This is a genomic window from Melissospora conviva, assembly GCF_049523535.1.
GTDB classification, from domain to species: Bacteria; Actinomycetota; Actinomycetes; order Mycobacteriales; family Micromonosporaceae; genus Melissospora; species Melissospora conviva.
Genome location: NZ_JBLLDT010000004.1, coordinates 1 through 23155 on the forward strand (window position 1 = coordinate 1; position 23155 = coordinate 23155).

At 72.6% G+C, this 23155-nt stretch carries 19 protein-coding genes and 1 tRNA gene; 11 read left to right on the forward strand and 9 right to left on the reverse strand.

Annotated features, from left to right (window positions below):
- Window positions 1-966: 966 nt before the first annotated feature.
- A tRNA-Pro gene (locus tag ACK8GG_RS11415) sits at window positions 967-1043 on the reverse strand.
- A gap of 100 nt (window positions 1044-1143) precedes the next feature.
- Complete coding sequence (locus tag ACK8GG_RS11420) at window positions 1144-2037, reverse strand: metallophosphoesterase (RefSeq protein WP_440356277.1); 894 nt, start codon at window positions 2035-2037, stop codon at window positions 1144-1146.
- Between the two features lie 25 nt (window positions 2038-2062).
- On the opposite strand from ACK8GG_RS11420, the gene ACK8GG_RS11425 reads away from it, so the two are divergent.
- On the forward strand, window positions 2063-2521 hold the full coding sequence (locus ACK8GG_RS11425) for a GatB/YqeY domain-containing protein (protein WP_440356278.1): 459 nt from the start codon (window positions 2063-2065) through the stop codon (window positions 2519-2521).
- Window positions 2522-2597: 76 nt separating this feature from the next.
- Here the strand turns inward: ACK8GG_RS11425 and ACK8GG_RS11430 are convergent, their stop codons facing one another.
- Window positions 2598-4994: a penicillin-binding protein gene (locus ACK8GG_RS11430; protein WP_440356420.1), complete on the reverse strand. Its 2397-nt coding sequence runs from the start codon at window positions 4992-4994 to the stop codon at window positions 2598-2600.
- Window positions 4995-5460: 466 nt separating this feature from the next.
- Here ACK8GG_RS11430 and ACK8GG_RS11435 point away from each other — a divergent pair, with 466 nt between their 5' ends.
- Window positions 5461-5754 carry a WhiB family transcriptional regulator gene (locus ACK8GG_RS11435; protein WP_440349288.1) on the forward strand — a complete coding sequence of 98 codons (294 nt, stop codon included), beginning with the start codon at window positions 5461-5463 and terminating at the stop codon, window positions 5752-5754.
- On the opposite strand, the gene bagB is transcribed toward ACK8GG_RS11435, so the two are convergent.
- The 3 genes from bagB to ACK8GG_RS11450 are packed head-to-tail and all read right to left on the reverse strand — an operon-like array spanning window position 5744 to window position 8894.
- Complete coding sequence (gene bagB / locus ACK8GG_RS11440; RefSeq protein ID WP_440349289.1) at window positions 5744-6886, reverse strand: ArsA family ATPase; 1143 nt, start codon at window positions 6884-6886, stop codon at window positions 5744-5746. The two genes, ACK8GG_RS11435 and bagB, sit on opposite strands and share 11 nt — an antisense overlap.
- Before the next feature lie 56 nt (window positions 6887-6942).
- Window positions 6943-7920 carry an ATPase BagA gene (bagA, locus tag ACK8GG_RS11445; protein ID WP_440349290.1) on the reverse strand — a complete coding sequence of 326 codons (978 nt, stop codon included), beginning with the start codon at window positions 7918-7920 and terminating at the stop codon, window positions 6943-6945.
- A gap of 26 nt (window positions 7921-7946) precedes the next feature.
- Window positions 7947-8894 carry an Rv0361 family membrane protein gene (locus ACK8GG_RS11450; protein ID WP_440352317.1) on the reverse strand — a complete coding sequence of 316 codons (948 nt, stop codon included), beginning with the start codon at window positions 8892-8894 and terminating at the stop codon, window positions 7947-7949.
- Between the two features lie 256 nt (window positions 8895-9150).
- Between ACK8GG_RS11450 and ACK8GG_RS11455 the strand changes: the two genes are divergently transcribed.
- The 9 genes from ACK8GG_RS11455 (at window position 9151) to ACK8GG_RS11495 (ending at window position 18309) form a co-directional block, all read left to right on the forward strand.
- Window positions 9151-9573, forward strand: coding sequence for a hypothetical protein (locus ACK8GG_RS11455; protein ID WP_440352318.1), 423 nt, complete (start codon window positions 9151-9153; stop codon window positions 9571-9573).
- 40 nt (window positions 9574-9613) lie between these two features.
- On the forward strand, window positions 9614-9769 hold the full coding sequence (sp36, locus tag ACK8GG_RS11460; protein WP_440349293.1) for a Sp36 family protein: 156 nt from the start codon (window positions 9614-9616) through the stop codon (window positions 9767-9769).
- The gene (locus ACK8GG_RS11465) at window positions 9766-10224 is read left to right on the forward strand and encodes a RidA family protein (protein ID WP_440352319.1); all 459 of its coding nucleotides are present in this window, start codon (window positions 9766-9768) and stop codon (window positions 10222-10224) included. Before sp36 ends, ACK8GG_RS11465 begins: the two co-directional genes overlap by 4 nt.
- A gap of 114 nt (window positions 10225-10338) precedes the next feature.
- Entirely contained in the window at window positions 10339-11169 is an 831-nt protein-coding gene (locus ACK8GG_RS11470; RefSeq protein ID WP_440349295.1) for an MBL fold metallo-hydrolase, read from the forward strand.
- Window positions 11166-14831, forward strand: coding sequence for an adenylate/guanylate cyclase domain-containing protein (locus ACK8GG_RS11475; RefSeq protein WP_440349296.1), 3666 nt, complete (start codon window positions 11166-11168; stop codon window positions 14829-14831). The genes ACK8GG_RS11470 and ACK8GG_RS11475 overlap by 4 nt, the downstream gene beginning before the upstream one ends.
- Before the next feature lie 57 nt (window positions 14832-14888).
- Window positions 14889-15332, forward strand: a complete 444-nt coding sequence (locus tag ACK8GG_RS11480) for a hypothetical protein (RefSeq protein WP_440349297.1) — start codon at window positions 14889-14891, stop codon at window positions 15330-15332.
- Window positions 15333-15368: 36 nt separating this feature from the next.
- Window positions 15369-16850, forward strand: coding sequence for a serine/threonine-protein kinase (locus ACK8GG_RS11485; RefSeq protein WP_440352323.1), 1482 nt, complete (start codon window positions 15369-15371; stop codon window positions 16848-16850).
- 97 nt (window positions 16851-16947) lie between these two features.
- Window positions 16948-18030, forward strand: a complete 1083-nt coding sequence (locus tag ACK8GG_RS11490; protein ID WP_440352324.1) for a WD40/YVTN/BNR-like repeat-containing protein — start codon at window positions 16948-16950, stop codon at window positions 18028-18030.
- A gap of 3 nt (window positions 18031-18033) precedes the next feature.
- Entirely contained in the window at window positions 18034-18309 is a 276-nt protein-coding gene (locus tag ACK8GG_RS11495; RefSeq protein ID WP_440349300.1) for a MoaD/ThiS family protein, read from the forward strand.
- Window positions 18310-18409: 100 nt separating this feature from the next.
- Here the strand turns inward: ACK8GG_RS11495 and ACK8GG_RS11500 are convergent, their stop codons facing one another.
- From ACK8GG_RS11500 to ACK8GG_RS11510, 3 genes are read right to left on the reverse strand one after another with little or no spacing between them, the layout of a single operon-like run.
- On the reverse strand, window positions 18410-19570 hold the full coding sequence (locus ACK8GG_RS11500) for an acyl-CoA dehydrogenase family protein (RefSeq protein WP_440352325.1): 1161 nt from the start codon (window positions 19568-19570) through the stop codon (window positions 18410-18412).
- 25 nt (window positions 19571-19595) lie between these two features.
- Window positions 19596-21599 carry an acetyl/propionyl/methylcrotonyl-CoA carboxylase subunit alpha gene (locus ACK8GG_RS11505; protein ID WP_440353313.1) on the reverse strand — a complete coding sequence of 668 codons (2004 nt, stop codon included), beginning with the start codon at window positions 21597-21599 and terminating at the stop codon, window positions 19596-19598.
- A 7-nt stretch (window positions 21600-21606) separates the two neighbouring features.
- Complete coding sequence (locus ACK8GG_RS11510; protein ID WP_440353314.1) at window positions 21607-23145, reverse strand: acyl-CoA carboxylase subunit beta; 1539 nt, start codon at window positions 23143-23145, stop codon at window positions 21607-21609.
- Between the last annotated feature and the right edge of the window lie 10 nt (window positions 23146-23155).

The window sequence follows — 23155 nt, forward strand, 5'->3', positions numbered from 1 at the left end:
CACCTACTACCAACGGTCCAGGCAGCCTAACTAACATCGACACATCGACCCTGTCCGTCGAAACGGGTCAAGCCCAGGACGCCCGGGATGCCGTGTCCGACCTCGTCGCCGAAGTCGGAGCCCAGAGTGACGATCGGACTCGTACGGCGGACCAGATCGGCCGGGCGCTAGCTGCTTCCCCGCAGGCGGACCTGATCTCGATCTCGGGAGTGGACACGGCTGATCCCGACGGCGTCACCGCTGTGCTCCGCGTGGTCGGCACGGGCAAAGACGGCTCATGGCTGGAGCCGGAGTGGGTCAGTGAGGAATTCTGCTTCGAGTTGCGCTTCGCACCCGCACCTCCGGCGGACCCGCCGACTGTTCCCTGCCCGTCGCTTGCCGCCCGGTTGACGTTTCCACCACCGACCGAGCCGAAGCTGCCATCGCCGGACGAGTTGCGTCGTGTGCTCTCGGAGACCAGCGCGGACGAAGCCGGAGTGTGGGCGGCCCCTCGCCACGTTCTCGCTCGACCCCGCGATCAGGGTCGATGTGGCGGTCGTGGGCGGGGAAGTGGGCGTGGCCCTGCGCTCACCGGTTCGGGAGAGCGGCCGTTACGACTGCGTCCTCGCGCGTGTCCGCAGCAGCGGGACGGCGGAGGCGTGGCGACCTGCCGGCGCCCAGCGGCAGCCAGGGGAGCTGTCGTGCCGGGCCACCGAGAGCCTCGCCGGACACGGCCTGCAACCCCCGAAGTGATCACGGTGTAGGCGGTGCTTCAGTCTCCTACGACGCTGACCTCTGCAACTCACCGCGAGCCTTCCGCGCGACCAGCTCCAGCACAGCGATCACCGTGCCGGCGCCGACGATCTCATCGCGGGACACCATCCAGGCTCGCGTCGTTCGCTGCCTTCTCGCGGCCTCAGGAGGAGCGGTGAACCCTAGAAACGAATCAAGGCCCCTCCGTGGAGGGGCCTTGACCTGCTGTACCTCTGGTCGGGGTGGCCGGATTCGAACCGACGACCTCTTCGTCCCGAACGAAGCGCGCTACCAAGCTGCGCCACACCCCGAGGCGTGCCGAGCAATAGTAGCCCACCCGCCCGGAGGATCAAATTCGCACCCCCGGGCCCGCCGGAGCCCGCCGGGAAGCACCCCGGCGGGCCGTACGGATCAGCGCGGGATCAAGGTCAACAGGGTGGCTTCGGGGCGGCAGGCGAAGCGGACCGGGGCGGTGGGGTGGGTGCCCAGGCCCGCCGAGACGTGCAGCCAGGAGTTGGAGCCGGGCCAGCGGTGCAGCCCCTTCGCCATCGACCGCGGTAGGCCGCAGTTGGTCACCAGCGCCCCGACCCCGGGTACGCAGACCTGACCGCCGTGGGTGTGCCCGGCGAGCAGCAGGTCGAAGCCGTCGGCGGCCATCTCGTCCAGCAGCCGCGGCTCGGGAGTGTGGGTGACGCCGATGCTCAGGTCGGCGGTGGCCGAGACCGGGCCGGCGACGGCGGCGTAGTCGTCCCGCTCGACGTGCGGGTCGTCGACGCCGGCCAGTTCGATCAGCCGGCCGCCGGCCTTGATCGTGGTCCGGGCGTTGTTCAGGTCTGCCCAGCCGGCGCCGGTGAAGAGGTCCCGCAGCTCCCCGGCGGGCAGGTTCACCCCGTGGGCGTACTCGCGGTCGGCCTGGAAGTACGAGAAGGGGTTCTTCAGCACCGGGCCGGTGTAGTCGTTGGAGCCGAAGACGAAGGCGCCGGGGAACTCCATCAGCGGCGCCAGGGCCCGGATCACCCCGGGTACGGCGTCGACGTGCGCCATGTTGTCGCCGGTCACCACCACCAGGTCCGGGTCGGTCGCCGCCAGCGACGCCACCCAGTCCTGCTTGCGGGCCTGTCCGGGCATCATGTGCAGGTCCGACAGGTGCAGCACCCGCAGCGGTTCGGTGTCGGTGGCGAGCACCGGCACGTCGTACCGCCGCAGGGTGAACAGGTTGCGTTCGACGAGTGAGGCGTACGCGAGGGTGGCGGCCCCGGCGAGGACGGTGCCGGCGGCTAGCCGGAATACTGTGCGCTTTCGCATACCGATCAGGGTAGTTTGAGCAGCCATGAGCACCTTGAAGGACTCCCTGACCGCCGACATGCGCGCAGCGCTGAAGGCCCGTGACGAGCTGACCACCTCCACCCTGCGGATGGCGCTGGCCGCCATCGGCACCGCCGAGGTCGCCGGCAAGACCAAGCGGGAGCTCTCCGACGACGAGGTGCTCGCCGTGCTCACCAAGGAGTCGAAGAAGCGCCGCGAGGCCGCGACCGCCTTCGCCGAGGCGGGCCGGGATGAGCAGGCCGCCAAGGAGCGGGCCGAGGGGGAGATCCTCGACCGGTACCTGCCGAAGCAACTTGACGACGCGGAGCTGGCCGAGCTGGTCGCCGTGGCGCTCGCCGAGGGCGGCTTCAACGGGATGGGGCAGATGGGCCCGGCGATGAAGGCCGCCCAGGCCGCCGTCGCCGGCCGGGCCGAGGGCGGCCGGGTCGCCGCCGAGGTACGCCGGCAGCTCGCCGCCAGCTGACCCGTACGCGGACACGGAACGGGCGGGCACCCCCAGGGGGTGCCCGCCCGTTATGCGTTCACGGCCGTAGGGCGGCTCAGTTGCCGCGCCCGGGGCGGCGAGGCTTGTCGTCGTCATCGCCCCCGCGACCGCTGCTGATCTGGATCTCGACCAGGCCGCCCTTGACGGTGCGGTCACCCGGGCTGGTGCCCGCCACCTGGCCGGCCGGGCAGCGGGAGGCGACCCGGGTGCTGCTCACACTGACCCGGAACCCGGCTTCCCGCAGCCGCTCCTGGGCTGCCGAGACCGACTGGCAGGAGACGTTCGGGATGGCGCGCTGATCGCCGTAGACGGTGTTGGCGTTCGGCGGCGTGAAGTTGATGGCCTTCTTGCCCGCCAGGGCGTCCCGCATGGTGGCGATGACCGCCGGGTTGACGGTGTTGTGGTCCATCCGCTGGTTGGTGTCCGGCCAGTCGGGGTCGGTGAGGAACCCGGCGACCGCCAGCTGCTTGGTGGTCAGCGCCAGCGTGGCGACCTTCTCGCCGTCGGTGGTGCCGGTCTTGCCGGCCAGCGGCTTGCCGACCATGCCGCGTGCCATGCCGACCGTGGCCTGGCCGTTGCACTTCGTGGTGTCGGAGCGGTCGCCGACCGGGCAGCGGGCCGCGTCGATCGCGCCGCGCGCCACCTGTTTGGAGATCACCTGCTCGCAGCGGGGCTGCGCGACGTCGAGCTTTTTGCCCTCAAGGTCGACGATCTTCTGCACTGGGATCGGCTCACAGTGCTTGCCGTCGGCAGCGAGGGTGGCGTACGCGGTGGCGACGTCCAGCGGGGTGGTTGCCGAGACACCGAGACTGAAGGCGCCCCACCCGTCCGAACCGCCCTCCTTGGTGGTCTTCTTTGCATCACTCGCGGCGCGGAACTTGATGCCGAGCCGCTGCGCGGCGTCGATGACCTTGTCCGAGCCGACCTGCTGCTGCAGCGGGATGAAGTAGGTGTTCACCGAGGCACCGAAGGCGTCCCACATCCGGTAGGTGCCGGCACCGCCACCGCCGGCGTTGGTCGGGCAGTAGTAGTGGATGCCGTTCTTGGGGCAGGTGGCCGGACCCGGGATGTTCGGGTAGTCCGAGACGAACTTCGCCGGGGCCTTGATGGCGTAGTCCAGGGGCAACCCCTGCTCCAGCGCCGCGACGATCGTGAAGATCTTGAAGACCGAGCCGGACTGGTAGCCGTGGATGTCGGGGCTGCCGCTGATCAGCGGGTTGGTGGTGTTCGGGTACGACCCGCGGATCTTCTTCGCGGCCTTCGCCGGATCCGAGGAAATCTTGTTCTTCGGCCTGGCCGGGTCGTCGAGCTTGAAGAAGCGGTTCACCGCCATCGCCCGGACGTACCCGGTGCCCGGCTCGACCGCGGCGACCATCAGCGCGCGCTTGTCGTTGTAGCTCACCTGCTCCTTGACGGCCCGGTTGGCCGCGGTCTGCGCCTTGAGGTCCAGAGTGGTGGTGATGGCGTAGCCGCCGCTCTTGAGCCGGCGCTCCCGGTCGTAGGTGGTGCTGCCGAAGGTCTCCTGATCCATCCACCAGCGGTAGAAGTAGTCGCAGAAGAAGCCGGTGTTCTTGTTGGCCGCCACGCAGCCGTTGCCGGCCCGCTTGCCCTTGACGACCAGCTTCACCTTCTTGGCCTGCTCGGCCTGCTCGGTGGTGATGAAGCCGAGCTTCTGCATGTTGTCGATGACGTAGTCGCGCCGGCCCACCGCCTGCGGGTAGCCGTTCTCGGTGGCCGGGTTGAACTCGGTCGGGGCCTTGACCAGGCCGGCGAGCATCGCCGACTCCTCGACATTGAGGTCGCGCGGGTGCTTGCCGAAGTAGACCTGCGAGGCCGCGTAGACGCCGTACGCGCCGTTGCCGAAGGCGGCGATGTTCAGATAGCGCTCGAGGACCTCGTCCTTGGTGTACTGCTTGGTCACCTGCAGCGCGTAGCTCATCTCGCGCATCTTGCGCCCGGCGGTGTCCTCGGTCGCGGCGACCACGTCCTGGGGGTGGGTGGCCGAGTACGCGATCGCGAGCCGGACGTACTGCATGGTGAGGGTGGAGGCGCCCTGCTGGTGGCTGGCGCCGGCGCTGTTGTTGATGAACGCCCGGGCGACGCCCTTGACGTCCACCCCGTTGTGCTCGTAGAAGTTGTGGTCCTCCGCGGCGATGATCGCCTTCTGCATGTCGGGCGAGATGTCGGCGAGCTTCACGTCGCGACGGTTCTCGTCGTACATGGTGGCGAGGACTGTCTTGCCGTCGCTGGCATAGACGTAGCTGATCTGCGGCGCCCGTTTGACGGTGAGTTCGCTGGGCAGGTTGTCAAAGGCTTCCGCGCCCGCTTTCGCGGCAAGGCCCGTCATCGCTACTGCGGGAAATGCGGCGGCGGCCACCACGACGCCGGCCAGGAGTCCACAGATCAGTAGCGATGCGGCGTTGGTAAGCACATGGTGGTCACGCTTCCGCATCCAGGTCACCCGGCCAGGGTACGGGAACACGCAACGAGGTGCGTCGCGGCGTTCTTGCCATTTCCAATCGCGATCAGCGCTCGTTGTGCTAAACGCCCGGTGCCGGGACGAATCTGCTGGTACGGGTGCTCCTTCTGGCCGACTCGTCCGGCGGTGCCGGTGCCGGGCCGGCCGGTGCGGCGGTCCTGGCGTGAGTCTCCTCCAGAACCAGGGGAGCTACGGCGTTTTCATCAACTGGGGCGGGGTAAGCGGGCGCAGCTTGACGGAAAGTGTGGAGTGTCCCAAATGATGGATTTGACCGACAACGTTGCGTAATCGTATGACTACAGAGCATGATGTAGGCGGCGACAACGCCGCATCTCGTCCGCGCTGCCCGGATCACGGCGACAGCGGGACGGTCGGGGGTTCACTGCCGGCTGCCGGCACCGAGGCTGGTAAGCGGGAAAGCAAGGGGGGACGAGTACAGATGGCCATGATCACTGACTGGCCCACGTTGGCAGCGTGTCAGAACGGCGACCCGGACGCGCTCTTCGTGCAGGGCGCGGAGCAGAACGTCGCGAAACGTATCTGCCGTAGCTGCCCGGTGCGCTACGAATGCCTCGCCGACGCGCTCGACAACCGCATCGAGTTCGGCGTGTGGGGCGGCATGACCGAGCGCGAGCGGCGCGCGTTGCTGCGCCGGCACCCCCAGGTGGCGAGCTGGCGGAAAATGTTCGAGGCCGCCATGAAGAACAAGGACAAGGTCCTGGTCAACAGCTGATCGCCGCACCGATCGTTCGCAACCCGTCGACGTCGTGGACGTCGGCGGGTTGTGCTGTCACGGCCACCGTCGGCACCTGCGTGAACGCCTCGGTGAAGGAGGCCGCCACCCGCTGCTCCCGCGCCGCCAGGCGCAGCAGCGCCGCGTGTGCCCGCAGCGTCTCCACAGTGCCCTCGTGCCCGCCGAGCGCCGCCAGCCGGTCGGCCGCCGCGAGGCTGGCCGCTTCGTCCGGGTGCTGCACCGCCGCCCGGTGCACCCGGTTGAAGACCAGCCCTGCCAGCGGCATCCGCTCCTCGCGCAGCCGGCCGGCGAAGTACTCGGCCTCGCGTACCGCATCCGGCTCGGGGGTCGCGACCAGCAGGAACGCGGTCTCCCGGGCCTGCAGGATCTGGTACGTCTGCTCGGCCCGCCGGCGGAACCCGCCGAACATGGAGTCCAGGGCGGCGACGAAGCCCGACAGGTCGGTCAGCAGTTGCGCGCCGAGCACCTTCTGCACCACCCGCGAGAAGACCCCGAACGAGGCGGTCACCAGGCTGAACATGCTGCGCCCACCGCGGGCCGGGGCCATCAGCAGTCGCAGCATCTTGCCGTCGAGGAAACGCGACAGCCGGGCCGGGGCGTCGAGGAAGTCCAGCGCCGAGCGTGACGGCGGGGTGTCGACCACGATCAGGTCCCACTCGCCCCGGGAGTGCAGCTGCCCGAGCTTCTCCATCGCCATGTACTCCTGCGTGCCCGCGAAGGTGGAGCTCATCGCCTGGTAGAACGGGTTGGCGAAGATCTCGGCGGCCTTCTCCGGGTCGGTGTGCGCGAGCACCACGTCGTCGAAGGTGCGCTTCATGTCGAGCATCATGGCGTGCAGCTCGCCGCCGGCGACCTCGGCGTCGATCCCCTTGACCTGGCGGGGGGTGTTGTCCAGCTCGGTCAGGCCGAGCGACTGCGCCAGCCGCCGGGCCGGGTCGATGGTGAGCACGACCGTGCGCCGTCCGTGCCGCTCGGCGGCGCGCAGGGCCAGCGCCGCGGCCGTCGTGGTCTTGCCGACGCCGCCCGCGCCGCAGCAGACCACGATCCGGATCTCCGGATCGGAGAGAATCTCATCTACGTCCAGCTGCGGGGCTGCGGGTACGGGAGGCACCTTCCGAGCGTATCGGCAACGGCGGCGATGTCGCCCGGGAGCGGCGATGGTGTGAGTCAGTCGGCGGCGGCCAGCCGCTCGGCGAGATCGTCGAGTCCGGCCCGGTCGACGCCGCCGATCAGCAACGGCAGCTCCACCATCGGCAGCTTCAGCTCGGCCAGATCCCGGCGCAGCGACTCCTCCAGCTCCCGCCGGGTCAACGCGTCCCGCGCCTCGGCGTGCAGGCCGGCCACCGTGACGCGGTCGGCGGGCAGGCCGGCGGCGGCCAGGCCCCGGCGCAGCTCCTCGCGAGTCACCCGGTTGACCGCCGGCCCCGGACGGGCGGCGTTGACGATGACGCGTCCGACCGGGAAACCCAGCGACGTCAGCTCGGCGACAGCGTCCAGCGTCTCCTGGACCGGCATCTCCTCCAGCAGCGTCACCACGTGCACCGCCGTCATCGGCGAGCGCAGCAGCGCGGCCACTCCCTCGCTCTGGGTCTTGATCGGCCCGACCTTCGCCAGCCGCGCGGTCTCCGCGGTGACGTTCAGGAACCGGCCGATCCGCCCGGTCGGTGGCGCGTCCACGACCACCGCGTCGTAGACGCGGCGCCCGTCGCGGCTGGTGCGGGTCGTCGCCTCCTTCGCCTTGCCGGTCAGCAGGACGTCCCGCAGCCCGGGTGCGATGGTGGTGGCGAAGTCGACGGCGCCGAGCTTGCGCAACGCCCGCCCGGCCGCGCCGAGCTTGTAGAAGAGGTCCAGGTACTCCAGCAGCGCCGCCTCGGCGTCCACCGGCAGCGCCCAGACCTCTCCGCCGCCGGGCGCCCGGACCAGGGGCCGCTCCTCGTAGGGCAACGGGTCGAGGCCGAAGAGCTGGGCGATGCCCTGGCGCCCTTCGACCTCCAACAGCAACGTCCGGCGACCCTCGGTGGCCAGCGCCAGCGCCAGCGCGGCGGCGGCCGTCGTCTTGCCGGTGCCGCCCTTGCCGGTCACGACGTGAAGCCGCGCGGGCCAGCCCGCGCCGGCCGAACCGGTCTCCTGCTCAACTGCTGCCACCTGTCGAGCCTAACCAGCCCCGGCGCTCAGGAGACCTCGCAGACCAGCCACCGGTCGTTGCGCACCACCACGAACCGCAGGTCCACCGACGAGACCCGCTCGTCGTTCGTGGTCAGCTTCACCGTCGTGGTGACCGTCGCGGTCTGCTCGGACTCCTCGGTCACCGTCGGATCGGTCCAGGCGAAGAGACCACCCGAGGGGCCGACCAGCTCCTCGATCTCGTTGATCTTGGAGTCGAGGCGCTGCCGGTCCAGCGCCTGACCGCAGACCAGTTCGGCCGCCCGGTCGTGGTCGCGGTCGCGGTAGGTCGCCCGCATGAACTCGGTGACCGCCTCGCCGGCCGAGGGTGCGCCCCGGCCGGCGTCGGCGTCGCGCGCCACCAGTACGGCCGCGGTAACGCCGCCGCCGGCGAGCAGGGCCAGTACCCCCGCGGTGATTCCGAGAATGAGCCACTTGCGGCTCTTCTTCGCCGGGACGGGCAGGGCCCCCGGCTCTCCGAACGCCCCCGGCTGACCAGGTACGCCGTACGGAGCCTGGCCCGGAGCGCCGTACGCGGGCTGACCAGGTGCGCCGTACGGAGGCTGGCCGGGTGCGCCGTACGGAGGCTGGCCGGGTGCGCCGTACGGAGACTGTCCGGGTGCTCCCTGCGGAGGCTGGCCCGGTGCGCCGTACGGAGACTGTCCGGGTGCTCCCTGCGGAGGCTGACCCGGAGCGCCGTACGGAGGCTGTCCGGGTGCGCCGTACGCGGGTTGTTCCGGAGCGGCGGACACAGGTTGGCCGGACGCGTCGTACGTGTGCTGTCCCGGCGCGGCGGCGGTCGGCGTCTGCGGCGCGGCGGCGGTCGGCGTCTGCGGGGCGGCTGCCGTCGGGGTCTGCGGGGCGGTCTGCGGCGAGACCGGGGGTTCGCCCGGCCCGCCCTCCGGTGCCCGGGAATCGTCCGGCAGTTGGCCAGGCTGGTGCGGCGGCTGGGTCATTTTCTCCCCTGGGGCATCGAGCGGATCCGGTACGGCTCGCAGGAGAGGGTAGCGGCGTCGGGCCCGAATGAGCAGCCACCTGCCGGGACCGATGTGACAGGAAATCCCGTTCCTGCTTTTTGTCCCCTATTGGGCGCGTCCAGTTGTGACTGTCGCCTTCGCTGCCTAGCGTCGGCGGGTGCCGCGAAGGGCGCGGACGGCACCCAGGCCGGTCCGGCCGGGCGGCGACTCGTCGACAACCCGCCTGGAGGCCGGCATGCACGACCCTGCGGAGAAGCCGCCCCAGCTCCACCTCGGTCACCCCGGCCTGCGGCGGGCCGAGGTCGGCGCGGACCGGGGCGACGCCCTCCTCGCCCGCCCGGGGCTGGTGCCCCGCGCCGACGAGGACGACACCGGGTACGTCATCCACCTGCCCGTGCGGGTCGACGATCTGGACGCCGCCACCGTGCTGGCCCGGGTCCTGGCCGAGCGCCTCGGCAGCCTCACCGAGTTCGACGCCGGCGAGACCACCATCTCCACCGTCGACGACCAGACCAACCAGCTCCGGGTCTTCTGCGATCTGCTGTTGCCGGACCGCTCCCGCTGCCCCCAGCCGTACGACCACAGCGGAGCCTGCGGCCGGCTGCCCGGGCCCTCCGCCACCGAGGAGGCAGGCCCGCCAGGGCAGGGCAGCCCGTAGGCTGTGGCCGGACGATCCACAGTTAGGAGCTTGATCAGTCATGCAGAAGTGGGAGTACTCCACCGTCCCCCTGTTGATCCACGCCACCAAGCAGATCCTCGACAACTGGGGCGAGGACGGCTGGGAGCTGGTCGCCGTGGTGCCGGGCCCGAACCCGGAGCAGCTCGTCGCGTACCTGAAGCGGCCCAAGCCGTGAGCGGTGTGCAGGCCAGGCTCGCCGAGCTGGGGCTGACCCTGCCCCGGGTCTCCCCGCCGCTGGCCGACTACGTGCCGGCGGTGCAGTCCGGGCAGCACGTCTACGTCTCCGGGCAGCTGCCCATGGTCGACGGCACGCTCGTCGCCAGCGGCAAGGTCGGCGCCGAGGTCACCGCCGAGCAGGCGAAGGAGCTCGCCAAGCGCTGCGCCCTCAACGCTCTCGCGGCGATCGACGCGCTGGTCGGCCTGGACCGGGTGACCCGGGTGGTGAAGCTCACCGGCTTCGTCGCCGTAGCCCCCGGCTTCACCGCCGTCCCCGGCGTGATCAACGGCGCCTCCGAGCTGATGGGCGCCGTCTTCGGTGAGGCCGGCCGGCATGCCCGCAGCGCCGTCGGTGTCGCCGAGCTGCCGCTGGGCGCCCCGGTCGAGGTGGAGTTCATCGTCGAGATCGCCTGAGGCGAATAGGCGCTGATGGTCGTTTTTCGTCGGTAGCGCGGCATATCGCGGCGGCTGTCCGGCTTGCGTCCGCGCTGCGGTCGGCACCCCCGCTGAGGTCGTACGATCGCAGCCATGACGGGGCATGTGACGACGCCGGCCGCGGCGCTGGCCGATCGGCTTCCGGACTGGGTGACGCTGCTGCGCGCACCCAACCCGGGGCCGATGACGCTGGAGGGCACCAACACCTGGGTGCTGCGCGCCGAACCCGGCGCGCCCGCGCTGATCATCGACCCGGGCCCGGACGACGCCGGGCATCTGGCCCGGATCGCCGCGCACACCCCCGTCGGCGGTGTCCTGATCACCCACGGGCACGGTGACCACACCGACGGAGTCGACACCCTCGCCGGGCTCCTCGGCGGCGCGCCGGTGCGGGCCGTCGACGCCGCGTACTGCCGCGACGCCGAACCGATCACCGCGGCGACCCGGCTGGCCGGCCACGGCCTTGACATCACCCCGGTCGCCGTCCCCGGCCACACCGCCGACTCGGTCGCCTACCTGGTCCGCCGCGGCGACGAGCAGGTGATCCTCACCGGCGACACCATCCTCGGCCGGGGCACCACCGTCGTGGCGTACCCGGACGGCAACCTCGGGGCGTACCTGGAGAGCCTGGAGCTGCTCGGCGCGTACCAGGGGATCACGGCCCTGCCCGGGCACGGGCCGGCGCTGGCCGACTGCGCCGTCGCCGCCGGCTTCTACCTGGCCCACCGCCGCGCCCGCCTCGACCAGGTCCGCGCCGCCCTCGCGGCCGGGATCAGCACCGCACCCGAGGTCGTCGCCCACATCTACGCCGACGTCGACCCCTCCCTCTGGCCGGCCGCCACCTGGTCGGTCCGGGCCCAGCTCGCCTACCTGGCCCAGCGGCGGGAATTCGACCCGGGGGCCGGCGGGTTGGACCTGCCGTGACCTGTCCGGTGTGCGGGACCGTCGCCGTCCCCGGCGCCCGGTTCTGCCACAACTGCGGCGCCGCGCTGCCGGCCGCCGCGACCCTGCCCGCCGCCGAGCGGCGGGTCGTCACCGTGCTCTTCGGCGACCTCTCCGACTTCACCTCCTGGTCGGAGGATCTCGACCCGGAGCGGGTCGGCGCCGTCACCGACCGGGTGCTCGCCGCCCTCGCCGGCGCGGTCAAGGCCTTCGGCGGGCACGTCGACAAGCTGACCGGCGACGGGATCATGGCAGTCTTCGGCGCCCCCGTCGCCCACGAGGACGACGCCGAGCGGGCCGTGCGCGCCGCGCTCTCCATGCAGCGCGCCGTACGCCGGGTCCTCGACGACGAACGCGGCGGCGGCGCCCCGCTCGGGCTGCGGGTCGGGCTCAACACCGGCGACGTCGTCGCCGGCATCCAGGCCGCCATCGAATACACAGTCATCGGTGACACCGTCAACACCGCGGCCCGGCTCGCCGACGCCGCGGCCATCGGCACCGTCTACGCCGGCGCCGGCACCGCCGCGGTCACCCGGCACGTCGTCTCCTGGCGGGCGCTGCGCCCGCTGCGGCTCAAGGGCAAGCGCGAACCGGTCGAGGCGTACGAGCTGCTCGGTCTCCTGGACGCCCCCGGCACCCGCTCCGGTCTCGGCGACGAGGCGCCCTTCGTCGGCCGGGAGGCCGAGATGGGCACCGTGGCCGGCCGGCTCGCCGAGGTCATCGACCGCGGCGAGCCCCGGGTGCTGCTGATGACCGCCGAGGCCGGCATCGGCAAGAGCCGCTTCGCCGCCGAGGTGGAGCGCCTCGCCGGCGGCCGGGACGTCGCCACCGGCCGGTACGCCGCGCACGGCGGCGCCCGGGTCCTCTCCGTGCGCTGCGCCGCCTTCGGCGAACGACGCCGGCTCGCACCCCTGGCCGACCTGGTCCGGGTGGCGGTAGGGCTGCCCACCGGCTCCTCGACCGCCGTGACCCGCTCGGTGGTGGAGGAGCGGCTGCGCAAACTCGCCCAGCGGCTGGCCCGCAACCGGCGCGACGCCCCGCCGATCGCCACCGACCAGCTGCTCGCCCTGCTCGGCCACGGTGAACTCGCCACCCAGCAGGGCAGCGCCACCGACGCCGGGGAGTGGGCGGCCAAGAACGCGCCCGGAGACTCCGATGCCGTGCCCGGCGCCGTGGCAGGCCTGCTCAACGCGCTCGCCGCCGAAGCGCCCCTGGTGGTGGTCGTCGACGACCTGCACGACGCCACCACGGAGACCGTCAACGCCCTCGGTGTGACCCTCAACCGGCTCGAAGGCCCGGTGCTGGTGCTGCTGCTGGGCCGCCCGGAGCTGGTCCGCACCGCGGGCACGCTGACCCGGGTCGCCGACGCGGAGGTGCACGCCCTCCCGCCGCTGCGGGGCGCGGACGCCGAACGGCTGCTCACCAGCTACCTCGGCGGTGGCCGGCTGCCGCAGGCCGACGCCGACCGGCTGCTGCGCACCGCCCAGGGCAACGCCTTCTACCTGGCCGAACTGGTGACCCTGCTGATCGAACGCGGCGCCCTGACCACCGTCTCGGAACGACAGCCGGCGGGCTCGCGCAGCGCGGCGGCCGCCGCCGGCGGCTGGCGGCTGGTGCCCGGGTCGCTCGGCAGCCGGCTGCTCTCCCGCGACCTGGCGGCGGTGCTCGCCGCGCGAATCGACGCACTGCCCGCCGACGCCCGCTCGGTGCTGCGCGACGCCGCCGTCGTCGGCGACACGATCCCCGCCGCCGCGCTCGTCGCGCTCCGCGACCGGCGGGGCGGCTGGGACAGCCGGCCCACGGCGGTGGCCGCGGTCGAGCTCGAACGCGCCGTCGAGGAGCTGCTGCAGCGGCGGATGCTGCACCGCACCCGCAACGGTTACGCCTTCGCCACCCCACTGATGCGGGAGGCCGCGTACGGCGGAATCGGCAAGGCCGACCTGGCCGAACGGCACGCGGCGCTGGCCCGCTGGGCCGACCCGGACGGTGGCGGCGCCGCGCCGGCCGGCACGACCGAGGCGGACCGGGACGAGTTCATCGCCGCCCATGTCGAACGCGCCGCCACCCTCGCCGACGCCGTCGGACTGCGCCCGGACGCCACGCCCCGCGCGGTCGTGCCGTGCGGGATCGCCGCCCTGGGCCGCGCTGCCCGCCGCGCCATGTCGCTGGGGGAGCCGACCGCCGCCGTCGAGTACGCCGACCGCGCCGTCGCCCTCGCCGGTGACGCGATGCCCGCCGCCGACCGGCTGGTCCAGGCGCGGGCCCTGATCCAGGTCGGCCGGGCCGCCGACGCGCTCGCCCTCGCCGAGAAGATGGTCGCCAACGCCGGCGACGACCCGGCGACCCGGGCGGCGGCGCTGCTGGTCTGCGGACAGTCGCACCAGACGCTGGGCGACCGGGACCGCGCCACACAGGTCTGGCAGGAGGCGCTGCAGGTCGCCGGCGAGGCGAACGTGCCGTCGCTGCGGGCTTCCGCGCTGCGGCGCCTGGGCATGGCCGACTTCATCGGCGGGCGGCTCAGCCAGGCCAGCAGCCGCCTCGCGTCGTCGTACCAGATCAGTGTGGCCGCCGGCGATCCGCGGGGGCAGGCGTGGTCGCTGCAGAACCTGGCCTGGGTGACCACCACCCGGGGTGACTTCGCCGGGGCCGACGCGGTGCTCGGCCGGGCCGCCCGGCTCTTCGCCGAGCTGCACGACCCCTACGGCCGGGCCTGGCTGCGCGGCACCACCGCCTTCGCGCGGCTGCTCGCCGGCCGGCTCACCGACGCCACCCGGCTGGCCCGGGTCTTCCTGCCGTTCGGTGAGCGGGTCGGGGAGGCCTGGGCGGTCGGCACTCTGCGCGCGGTCGAGGCGTTCGCCACCGCCGAGCTGGGGCACCTCGCCGAGGCCGACCGGGCGGCGCGGCAGGCGTACCGGGACTTCGCCCTGGCGGCTGACGACTGGGGGCGCGGCTTCGCGCTGGTCGCGCGGGGCGTGGTGGCGCGCGGGCTGGGCGAGCCGGCGCACGCAACCGACCTGCTCACCGACGCTCTGCGGTACGGCGAGCGGGCAGCACATCCGCTGCTGACCGGGATGGCGGGCACCCTGCGGGGTTTCGTGGCGCTGGAGGCCGGCGACGCCGACCGGGCGGAGCGGGACGCCCGCGCCGTGCTGGCCGCGGTGGAGCCGCACAATCCGCGCGCGCCCGCCCAGGTGGGGCCGCGGGTGCTGCTGGCGATGGCCCGGCTCGCCGACGGCGACTCCGCCACCGCAGTGGGGCTGCTCGCCCCCGTCGCCACCGCCGTGTCGGCCAGCGGCGGTTCGGCGCTGCTCTTCTCCCGCCGGCAGGCACTGGCCCGCTACGCCGGGGCGCTGCTGGCGCACGGCCAGCTCGAGCAGGGGCTGGACTGGGCGCGGCGGGCGGTCGCCGCGCCGGCCGAGGACGTGCGCAGCCAGGTGATCGCCGCGCAGGTGCTGGCTGCGGCGCTGGCGGCCAACGACGCGCGGGAGGAGGCCGGCGCGGCGGCCGCGGAGGCGATCCGGCTGGCGTACTCCACCGAGCAGGTCAGCGAGCGGGCCGGGGCGGACGCGCTGCTGGCCCGGTTGCGGCCGCCGAACGTCGGCCCTGCCGTTTCCGCCGATGTCCCAGAGTCGCCGAACCGCTAGCGTGGACCTCCCGTGGCGTCCGTAGTGGACGTACGGCGGGCAAACCGGGAGGACGCGATGAGGAAGCCCCGCTCGACCGCAGGCTGGACGATCGCCGTTTTCGGCGTGCTGGCGCTGCTGATGGGCGCGGCCGGGCTGGCGCGTCCGGAGCTGCTGCTGACGTTGCTGGGGTTCGAGGTGATCCCGGCCGCGCAGCGCGCCGATGGGGACTTCACGCGTACCTTCCTCTATGCGTCATCGATGGCCTCGTTCAACATGGGCGTCTACTACCTGGTCGCCGCGCACACCGAGTGGCGGGCCTTCTACCGTTTCACCGTCTGGTTCCGGCTGCTCACGTTCAGCGTCTTCACCCTCGTGGTGGTCTTCGGCGTGGCGCCGGTGATGTTCCTCGGGGTGGCGGTCTGGGAGGGGCTCGGGGCGGTCGCCACGGCGGTGGGGCTGCGCCGGGACGGGCGGAGCCTGCCGGCGGCGGCGCCCGAAGCGGTGCGGTCCGATGCGTGACACCGTGGGGTCAGACCCGTTCGCTATTTTCTTGGGGTGAGCGAGACCGTGCCCGGAGCTCTGCCGACGCCCGTCATCCCCGGTTTGACCGATCTGCGGGTCTTCGCCCGGGGTGGCTATGCCACGATCTTCCGCGCCACCCAGGTGTCGGTCGGGCGTGAGGTCGCGGTCAAGGTGGAGAACCGCACCCTGGACAGTGAGCGTGATCAGGCGCGGTTCCTGCGCGAGGCGCGGGCCGCCGGGCGGATGTCATCGCACCCGCACGTGGTCGACCTCTTCGACGTCGGGGTCACGCCGGACCAGCACCCCTACCTGATCATGGAGCTCTGCGACGGGTCGTACGCGGAGCGGATGCGCGGCGGCGGCCTCGGTGCGGCCGAGGCACGCGACCTCGGGGTGAAGATCGCCGACGCGCTGGCTCACTCGCACGCCTCCGGCGTCCTGCACCGCGACGTCAAACCCGCCAACATCCTCTACTCGCACTTCAACACCGCGGTGCTGGCCGACTTCGGGCTGGCGGTGCTCGGCGAGATGCGGGACCCGACGGTGACGATGGAGGTCCTCACCCCGGCGTACGCCGCGCCGGAGGCATTCGACCACCACGAGCCGTCGCCCGCGGTCGACGTCTACGCCCTCTGCGCCACCCTGTACGCGGTGATGCACGGCCGGCCGCCGCGCTGGTCGGCGCAGGACCGCAACCCGAGCCTGGCGACCGTGCTGGAGCTGTTCCACCGGCCGGTCCCGGGGCTGCCGGGGGTGCCGGAGGAGCTGGTCGACGTGCTGCGGCACGGGATGTCCAACGATCCTTCGGCCCGGCCGTCGGCGGTGCAGCTGCGTGACACCCTGGCGGCACTGCCGCTGCCCGGCCAGCCCGGCGACGCCGGTTCCGCCTCGGCGAGCCTCGGCTACCTGCCCGCCCCGGCGATCGGCGCCCCCGGCGCCCCGGCGCCACGCTCCGGGGAAGAGACGGTGCCCGTGGAGGACACGCGGGCACGGCGCTGGCGGCCCTGGTTCCTCGGCGCGGGACTGGTGCTGTCGATGGTCGCCTCGGCCGGCGCGGGCGCCTGGTTCGCCGGTGGGGGTTCCGAGCCGGCCGGGGGACGGATCGCCCAGCCCTCGGTCACCGCCACCGGGGTCGGGATCGGCGCGCAGTCGGGCTGCGCCGAACCGCTGCCCGGCGGTGGCCGCTGCACGATGGAACCGGAGTGTTACGGGCCGCTCGGGCCCGGCGGCCCGCCGCCCGGCGCCGAGCCGGTGCCCTGCGCCGGGCGGCACACCTGGGAGAGCTACGCCGTTGGTGACCTGCCGCCGCGCGTCGCCGCCGCCGACCACGGCACCGTCAAGGCCGACCCGCAGGTACGCGCGGTCTGCAACGAGCGGACGTTCCGGCTGGCGACCGGAGTCCCCAGTGCCGACGGATGGGATCTGGAGGTGCTGCCGGTGGCCGACCGCGGCACGTACCGCTGTCTCGCCGGGCAGGGGCACAACGCCCTCGTCGGGCCGACTCTGGGCGGCTGAGCAGGGCGTCGGCGTGATTCGCTGACCGGAAGTGTCGGACGGGCCATCCATACTGGTCACTCAGGTGCGCGTCCGCGCGCCGGAGCGGAGGTGTGGCATGCCGGTTCTCCTCGCGATCGGCACGAGCAAGGGTCTCTTCCTGGCCACCAGCGACGACCGTGGCGGCTGGCAGGTAGGCGGCGCGCAGTTTCCGATGAACGCGATCTATTCGGTCGCCTTGGACACCAGACGTCCCACCCCGCGTCTGCTGGCGGGCTTCGCCAGCAGCCACTGGGGTCCGACCTTCGCCACCAGCGACGACCTCGGGCGCTCCTGGCGGGAGCCGCAACAGCCGCCGATCGCGTTCCCGGCCGACACCGGCGCGAGCCTGCAGGCGGTCTGGCAGATAGCCCCGGCCGGCGCCGACGAGCCGGAGGTCGTCTACGCCGGCACCCAGCCCTCGGCGTTGTTCCGCTCCGAGGACGGCGGCGTGCACTACGAGCTGATCCGGCCGCTCTGGGACCATCCGCACCGGCCCGAGTGGGGCGAAGGCTTCGGCGGCCAGGCCATCCACACGGTGCTGCCGCACCCCGACGACCCGGGCCGGGTGCTGGTCGCGATGTCCGCCGGCGGGGTCTACCGCACCGAGGACGCCGGTGTGAGCTGGCAGGCGTCGAACACCGGTATCCGGGCGCCCTTCCTGCCCGACGAGTTGCCGGAGTTCGGCCAGTGTGTGCACAAGGTGGCCCGCGATCCGGTCGCCCCGGACCGGCTCTACGCGCAGAACCATCACGGCGTCTACCGCTCCGACGACGACGGCCGGAACTGGACGTCGATCGCCGCGGGGTTGCCGAGCGACTTCGGCTTCGCGATGGTCGCCCACCCGCGTCGCTCCGGGACGATCTGGAACTTCCCCCTGGAGGCGGACATCTCCCGCTTCCCGCCGGACCGCCGCTGCCGGGTCTACCGCTCCGGCGATGCCGGCTCCAGCTGGGAGGCGCTGTCGCAAGGGCTGCCGGCGGGGGACTTCTACCCGGCGGTGCTGCGCGACGCCATGTGCGCCGACGACGCCGACCCGGCCGGGGTCTACTTCGGCACCCGTTCCGGCACGGTCTACGGCAGCCGCGACGAGGGGGAGAGCTGGTCCCTGATCGCCGCGCACCTGCCGGACGTGCTCTGCGTACGCGCCGCCGAGGTGTGAGCCGTGGTGATCGTGCTGCTTCCCGGGGTGCTGCGGGGCGAGGCGGAGGGGCGGTCCCGCCTGGAGGTCGCGGCCACCGGCACGCTGGGCAGCGTGCTCGACGAGGTCGGGCAGCGCTGGCCCCGGCTGGCCCGGCGCATCCGCGACGAGCAGGGTGAGCTGCGCCGCTACGTCAACGTCTACGTCGACGGCGAGGACTGTCGGCAGCTGGCCGGGCTCGCCACCCCGGTCGGCGCCGGCGCGCAGGTGCAGGTGCTGCCCTCGATCGCCGGCGGCTGACCGGGGACGACCCCACCGTGGGCGTCCGCAGCCGGGCCCGGACGTGCGTCGGGCGGGTGCCGCCGCGTTGGCCGCGACAGCACCCGCCCGGGTGGAAATCTCAGTACGACTTCTCCTGGCCCAGCACGTGCTGGGCGACGAAGTTGAGGATCATCTCCCGGCTGACCGGGGCGATCCGGCCGGCCCGCACCGCGCCCAGCAGGGTCGCCACGCCGTACTCGCTGCTCATGCCGTTGCCGCCGTGGACCTGGATGGCGGTGTCGACGGCGAGCGCGGCGGCCTCCCCGGCGGCGTACTTGGCCATGTTCGCCGAGACGGCGGCCTCCAGGTCCCGGCCGCTGTCGTAGAGCGACGCGGCCTTGTAGATCATCAGCCGGGCCAGCTCCACCTGTACGGCCGCGTGGGCCAGCTGGTGCGCCACTCCCTGGTGGGAGCCGATGCTGCGCCCGCCCCAGACCTTGCGGCTGGCGGTGTAGGCCGAGCCGCGCTCGATGGCGTACCGGCCGGTGCCGGCGCCCATCGCGGCGACCGTGATCCGCTCCGGGTTGAGGCCGGAGAAGAGCGCCGGCAGGCCGGAATCCAGGTCGCCGACGAGCGCGTCGGCGGGCAGCCGTACGTCGTCGAGGTAGAGCATGAACTGGTTCTCCGGCGAGAGGATCTCCATGTCCAGCTTGGAGCGCTCCATGCCGGGCGCGTCGGTGGGCACCACGAAGAGCGCCGGCTTGAGCTTGCCCGTCGCCGCGTCCTCGGTGCGGGCCACGACAAGCACGTACTTCGCCTCGTCCACGCCGGAGATGAAGCACTTGCGGCCCGAGAGCAGCCAGTCGTCGCCGTCGCGGCGGGCAACCGTGCCGAGGCGGTGGAAGTTCGACCCCGCCTCCGGCTCGGTGATGGCGAAGGAGAACTTCAGGCTGCCGTCGGCGATGCCCGGCAGGAACTGCTTGCGCTGGTCCGGGGTGCCGTGTTTGCCGATCACCGTGGCGGCGATCGCGGGGGAGACGACCAGCAGCAACAGCGGGCAGCCGGATGCCGCCAGCTCCTCGCAGACGATCGTCAGCTCGGTGATGCCGCCGCCGCCACCGCCGTACTCCTCGGCGATGTTGACGCCGAGATAGCCCTGCCGGCCGGCTTCGGCCCAGAGCTCGTCGGTGTGCTCGCCGGCCCGGGCCTTGCCGACGAAGTACTCGTGGCCGTACTTCTTGCCCAGCGTCGCCACGGCATCGCGCAACTGCTGCTGTTCAGAGGTGAGGTCGAAATTCATGGGGGTCCTCCGGTGGCGGGGGTGACTACTCGGCGTTGACCACGGCGAGCACGGTGCCGGTCTCCACCTGGCCGCCGGCGGGCACCGGCAGTTCGGCGACGACACCGTCGGTGGGGGCCAGGACTGGATGTTCGAGCTTCATCGCCTCCAGGGTCAGCAGCAGCTGCCCGGCGGTGACCTGCTGCCCGACCTCGACGTGCACCTTGGTGACCGAGCCGGGCAGCGGGGCGATCAGCGACCCTTCGGCGAGTGCGACCGTCGGTTCGGCGAAACGCGGCACTTCGGCGAGGGCGACCGCGCCGAGCGGGCTGTCGACGAAGAACTCCCCGCCCCGCTGCTGCACCGCGAAGGCGCGGCGGATGCCGTCCACCGACAGGACCACCTCGTCGGCGCGGGCGGAGATCAGCGTGACCTCCGGTGCGACGGCCGTTGCGGCCTCTCCGGTCTCGTCCGTGGACGCGGGCGTGACGGTCGACCATTCGGCGATCGCGCCGGTGCGGTCGAGCCGGTACCGGACCTCGATCTCACCGTTGGGTGCGGTGAAGGTGCAGCTCTGCGGGGCGGCCGGCAGGTTGCGCCAGCCGGAGGGGAGCGAGGCGAGCACCGGGGCCGCCGCCCGGCGCGCCGCCGCGCCGGCCAGCGCCGCGGCCAGCGCCGCGAGGCGTACCTGGGCGGGACCGAGCAGCGGGGCGAAGACCTCCTCGTGCCGGTCCAGGAACCCGGTGTCGATCTCGGCGCTGTGGAACTCGGGTGTGCTGAGCACCTGGACCAGCAGGTCCCGGTTGGTGGTGACACCGTGCAGTTCGGCGCGGGTCAGCGCCGCCGCGAGCAGCCGGGTCGCCTCGGCGCGGGTCGGCGCCCAGACGATCAGCTTGGCCAGCATCGAGTCGTAGTGCACGCCGACCACTGAGCCGTCGCCGACACCGGAGTCGAGCCGCAGCCCGGTGGCCGCGAGCGGAGCGAACGTGCCGGTGACGCCCGGGATCGAGAAGCGGTGCAGGGTGCCGGTGGCGGGCAGGTAGCCGGCCGCCGGGTCCTCGGCGCAGATGCGCGCCTCGATCGAGTGGCCTCGGGTGGCGGGCGCCTCGGTGAAGGGCAGCGGCTCACCCTCGGCGACCAGCAGCTGCAACCGCACCAGGTCCAGTCCGGTGACGCACTCGGTGACCGGGTGCTCCACCTGGAGCCGGGTGTTCATCTCCAGGAAGAAGAACTCGCCGGTGTCGGCGAGCATGAACTCCACGGTGCCGGCCCCGACGTAGTCGACGGCCCGGCCCGCGGCAACGGCTGCCGCCGCGAGCTGCGCGCGCAGCTGCGGGGTGACCGCCGCCGACGGGGCCTCCTCGATGACCTTCTGGTGCCGGCGCTGGATCGAGCACTCCCGCTCACCGAGGGAGACGACGGTGCCGTGGCTGTCGCCAAAGATCTGCACCTCGATGTGGCGGGCCCGCTCCAGGTAGCGCTCGATGAAGACGGTGCCGTCACCGAAGGCGCCGGAGGCCTCCCGCCGCGCGGAGGCGACCGCCTCGGCCAGTTCGCCGGCTTCGCGGACGATGCGCATGCCCCGGCCGCCGCCCCCGGCAGAGGCCTTGATCAGGACGGGGAAGTCGGTGATCTGGTCCGGCTCGGTGTAGGTCGGCAGCATCGGCACGCCCGCGTCGGCGAGCAGCGCCTTCGCCTCGATCTTGGAGCCCATCGCGGCGATCGCCTTCGCCGACGGGCCGACCCAGGTCAGCCCGGCGTCGGTGACGGCGGCGGCGAAGTCGGCATTCTCGGCGAGGAAGCCGTACCCGGGGTGGATGGCGTCGGCGCCGGTGCGCCGGGCCGCCTCGATGATCAGATCGGTACGCAGATACGTCTCACCGGGGGCGTTGCCGGGCAGCCGGACCGCCTCGTCGGCGTCGGCGACGTGCAGGGCGTCCGCGTCGGCGTCGGAGTGCACGGCGACCGTGGCGATGCCCGCCTGACGGCAGGTGGCGAAGACCCGGCGGGCGATCTCGCCCCGGTTGGCGACCAGCAGCTTGCGAATCATCATGCCCTCACATCCGGAAGACGCCGTAGTTGGCGGCGCCCTTGACGGTTCCACTGTGGATTGCCGAGAGGCACATCCCGAGGACGGTACGGGTGTCCCGGGGATCGATGACCCCGTCGTCGTAGAGCTTCCCGGAGAGGAAGAGCGAGCCCGACTGCGACTCGATCTGCTGCTCCACCATCATCCGCATGGCGGCGTCGGACTCCTCGTCGTACTCCTGGCCGCGGGCCTCGGTCGCCTGCCGGGCCACGATGGAGAGCACGCCGGCGAGCTGCGCCGGGCCCATCACCGCCGACTTGGCGTTCGGCCAGGCGAAGAGGAACCGCGGGTCGTACGCCCGCCCGCACATGCCGTAGTTGCCCGCGCCGTACGAGGCGCCCATGTTCAGCGTCAGGTGCGGCACCGTCGAGTTCGACACCGCGTTGATCATCAGGGCGCCGTGCTTGATGATGCCGCGCTGCTCGTACTCGCTGCCGACCATGTAACCGGTGGTGTTCTGCAGGAAGAGCAGCGGCGTGTCGGCGGCGTTGGCGAGCTGGATGAACTGCGTCGCCTTCTGCGCCTCCTCACTGAAGAGCACCCCGCGGGCGTTGGCGATCACCCCGACCGGATAGCCGTGCAGCTCGCCGAAGCCGGTCACCAGCGCGGTGCCGTAGCCGGGCTTGAACTCGTCGAAGTCGCTGCCGTCGAGGACCCGGGCCAGCACCTCGCGCGGGTCGAACGGCACCTTCAGGTCCGCGCCCGGGATTCCGAGCAGCTCCTCCGGGTCGTACTTCGGCGGCTCCGGGAACGGGTTGCGCGCCGCCGGACCCTGCTTGGTCCAGTTCAGCCGGCGTACGCACTGCCGGGCCAGGCGCAGGCCGTCGCGCTCGTCGACGGCGAGGAAGTCCGCCAGGCCGGAGGTGCTGGCGTGCATGGACGCGCCACCGAGCGACTCGTCGTCGGTGACCTCGCCGGTGGCCATCTTGACCAGCGGCGGGCCGGCCAGGAAGACCTTCGCCTGATCCTTGATCATGATCGTGTAGTCGGACATGCCGGGCACGTACGCGCCACCGGCGGTCGCGTTGCCGAAGACCACGCTCACCGTGGGGATGCCGGCCGCCGACAGCCGGGTGAGGTCCCGGAAGACCCGCCCGCCGGGGATGAAGATGTCCGCCTGGGTGGGGAGGTCGGCGCCGCCGGACTCCACCAGATTGATCATCGGCAGCCGGTTGGTGAGTGCGATCTCCCCGACCCGCTGGGTCTTCTTCAGCGACACCGGGTTCACCGCGCCGCCGCGTACCGTCGGGTCGTTCGCCATGATCACGCACTCGACGCCCTCGACGACACCGATGCCGGCCACCACGCTCCCGCCGACCGGGAAGTCGGTCTGGAAGCCGGCCACCGGGGCGATCTCCAGGAACGGGCTGTCCCGGTCCAGCAGCAGCTCGATGCGCTCGCGGGGGAGCAGCTTGCCGCGGGAGTGGTGCCGCTTGACGTACTTCTCGCCGCCGCCGCCCCGGGCCGTCGCCAGCGCCGCGTCCAGCTCGGCGATGCGCTCCAGCATCGCCTCCCGG

What these genes read in the sequence shown, in the direction of transcription:
- ACK8GG_RS11420 (WP_440356277.1), bottom strand. Translation starts at nt 2,037, where the DNA reads ATGCGAAAGCGCACAGTATTCCGGCTAGCCGCCGGCACCGTCCTCGCC.
- ACK8GG_RS11425 (WP_440356278.1), top strand. Translation starts at nt 2,063, where the DNA reads ATGAGCACCTTGAAGGACTCCCTGACCGCCGACATGCGCGCAGCGCTG.
- ACK8GG_RS11430 (WP_440356420.1), bottom strand. Translation starts at nt 4,994, where the DNA reads ATGCGGAAGCGTGACCACCATGTGCTTACCAACGCCGCATCGCTACTG.
- ACK8GG_RS11435 (WP_440349288.1), top strand. Translation starts at nt 5,461, where the DNA reads ATGGCCATGATCACTGACTGGCCCACGTTGGCAGCGTGTCAGAACGGC.
- ACK8GG_RS11450 (WP_440352317.1), bottom strand. Translation starts at nt 8,894, where the DNA reads ATGACCCAGCCGCCGCACCAGCCTGGCCAACTGCCGGACGATTCCCGG.
- ACK8GG_RS11455 (WP_440352318.1), top strand. Translation starts at nt 9,151, where the DNA reads ATGCACGACCCTGCGGAGAAGCCGCCCCAGCTCCACCTCGGTCACCCC.
- sp36 (WP_440349293.1), top strand. Translation starts at nt 9,614, where the DNA reads ATGCAGAAGTGGGAGTACTCCACCGTCCCCCTGTTGATCCACGCCACC.
- ACK8GG_RS11470 (WP_440349295.1), top strand. Translation starts at nt 10,339, where the DNA reads ATGACGGGGCATGTGACGACGCCGGCCGCGGCGCTGGCCGATCGGCTT.
- ACK8GG_RS11480 (WP_440349297.1), top strand. Translation starts at nt 14,889, where the DNA reads ATGAGGAAGCCCCGCTCGACCGCAGGCTGGACGATCGCCGTTTTCGGC.
- ACK8GG_RS11490 (WP_440352324.1), top strand. Translation starts at nt 16,948, where the DNA reads ATGCCGGTTCTCCTCGCGATCGGCACGAGCAAGGGTCTCTTCCTGGCC.
- ACK8GG_RS11500 (WP_440352325.1), bottom strand. Translation starts at nt 19,570, where the DNA reads ATGAATTTCGACCTCACCTCTGAACAGCAGCAGTTGCGCGATGCCGTG.
- ACK8GG_RS11505 (WP_440353313.1), bottom strand. Translation starts at nt 21,599, where the DNA reads ATGATTCGCAAGCTGCTGGTCGCCAACCGGGGCGAGATCGCCCGCCGG.
- ACK8GG_RS11510 (WP_440353314.1), bottom strand. Translation starts at nt 23,145, where the DNA reads ATGCTGGAGCGCATCGCCGAGCTGGACGCGGCGCTGGCGACGGCCCGG.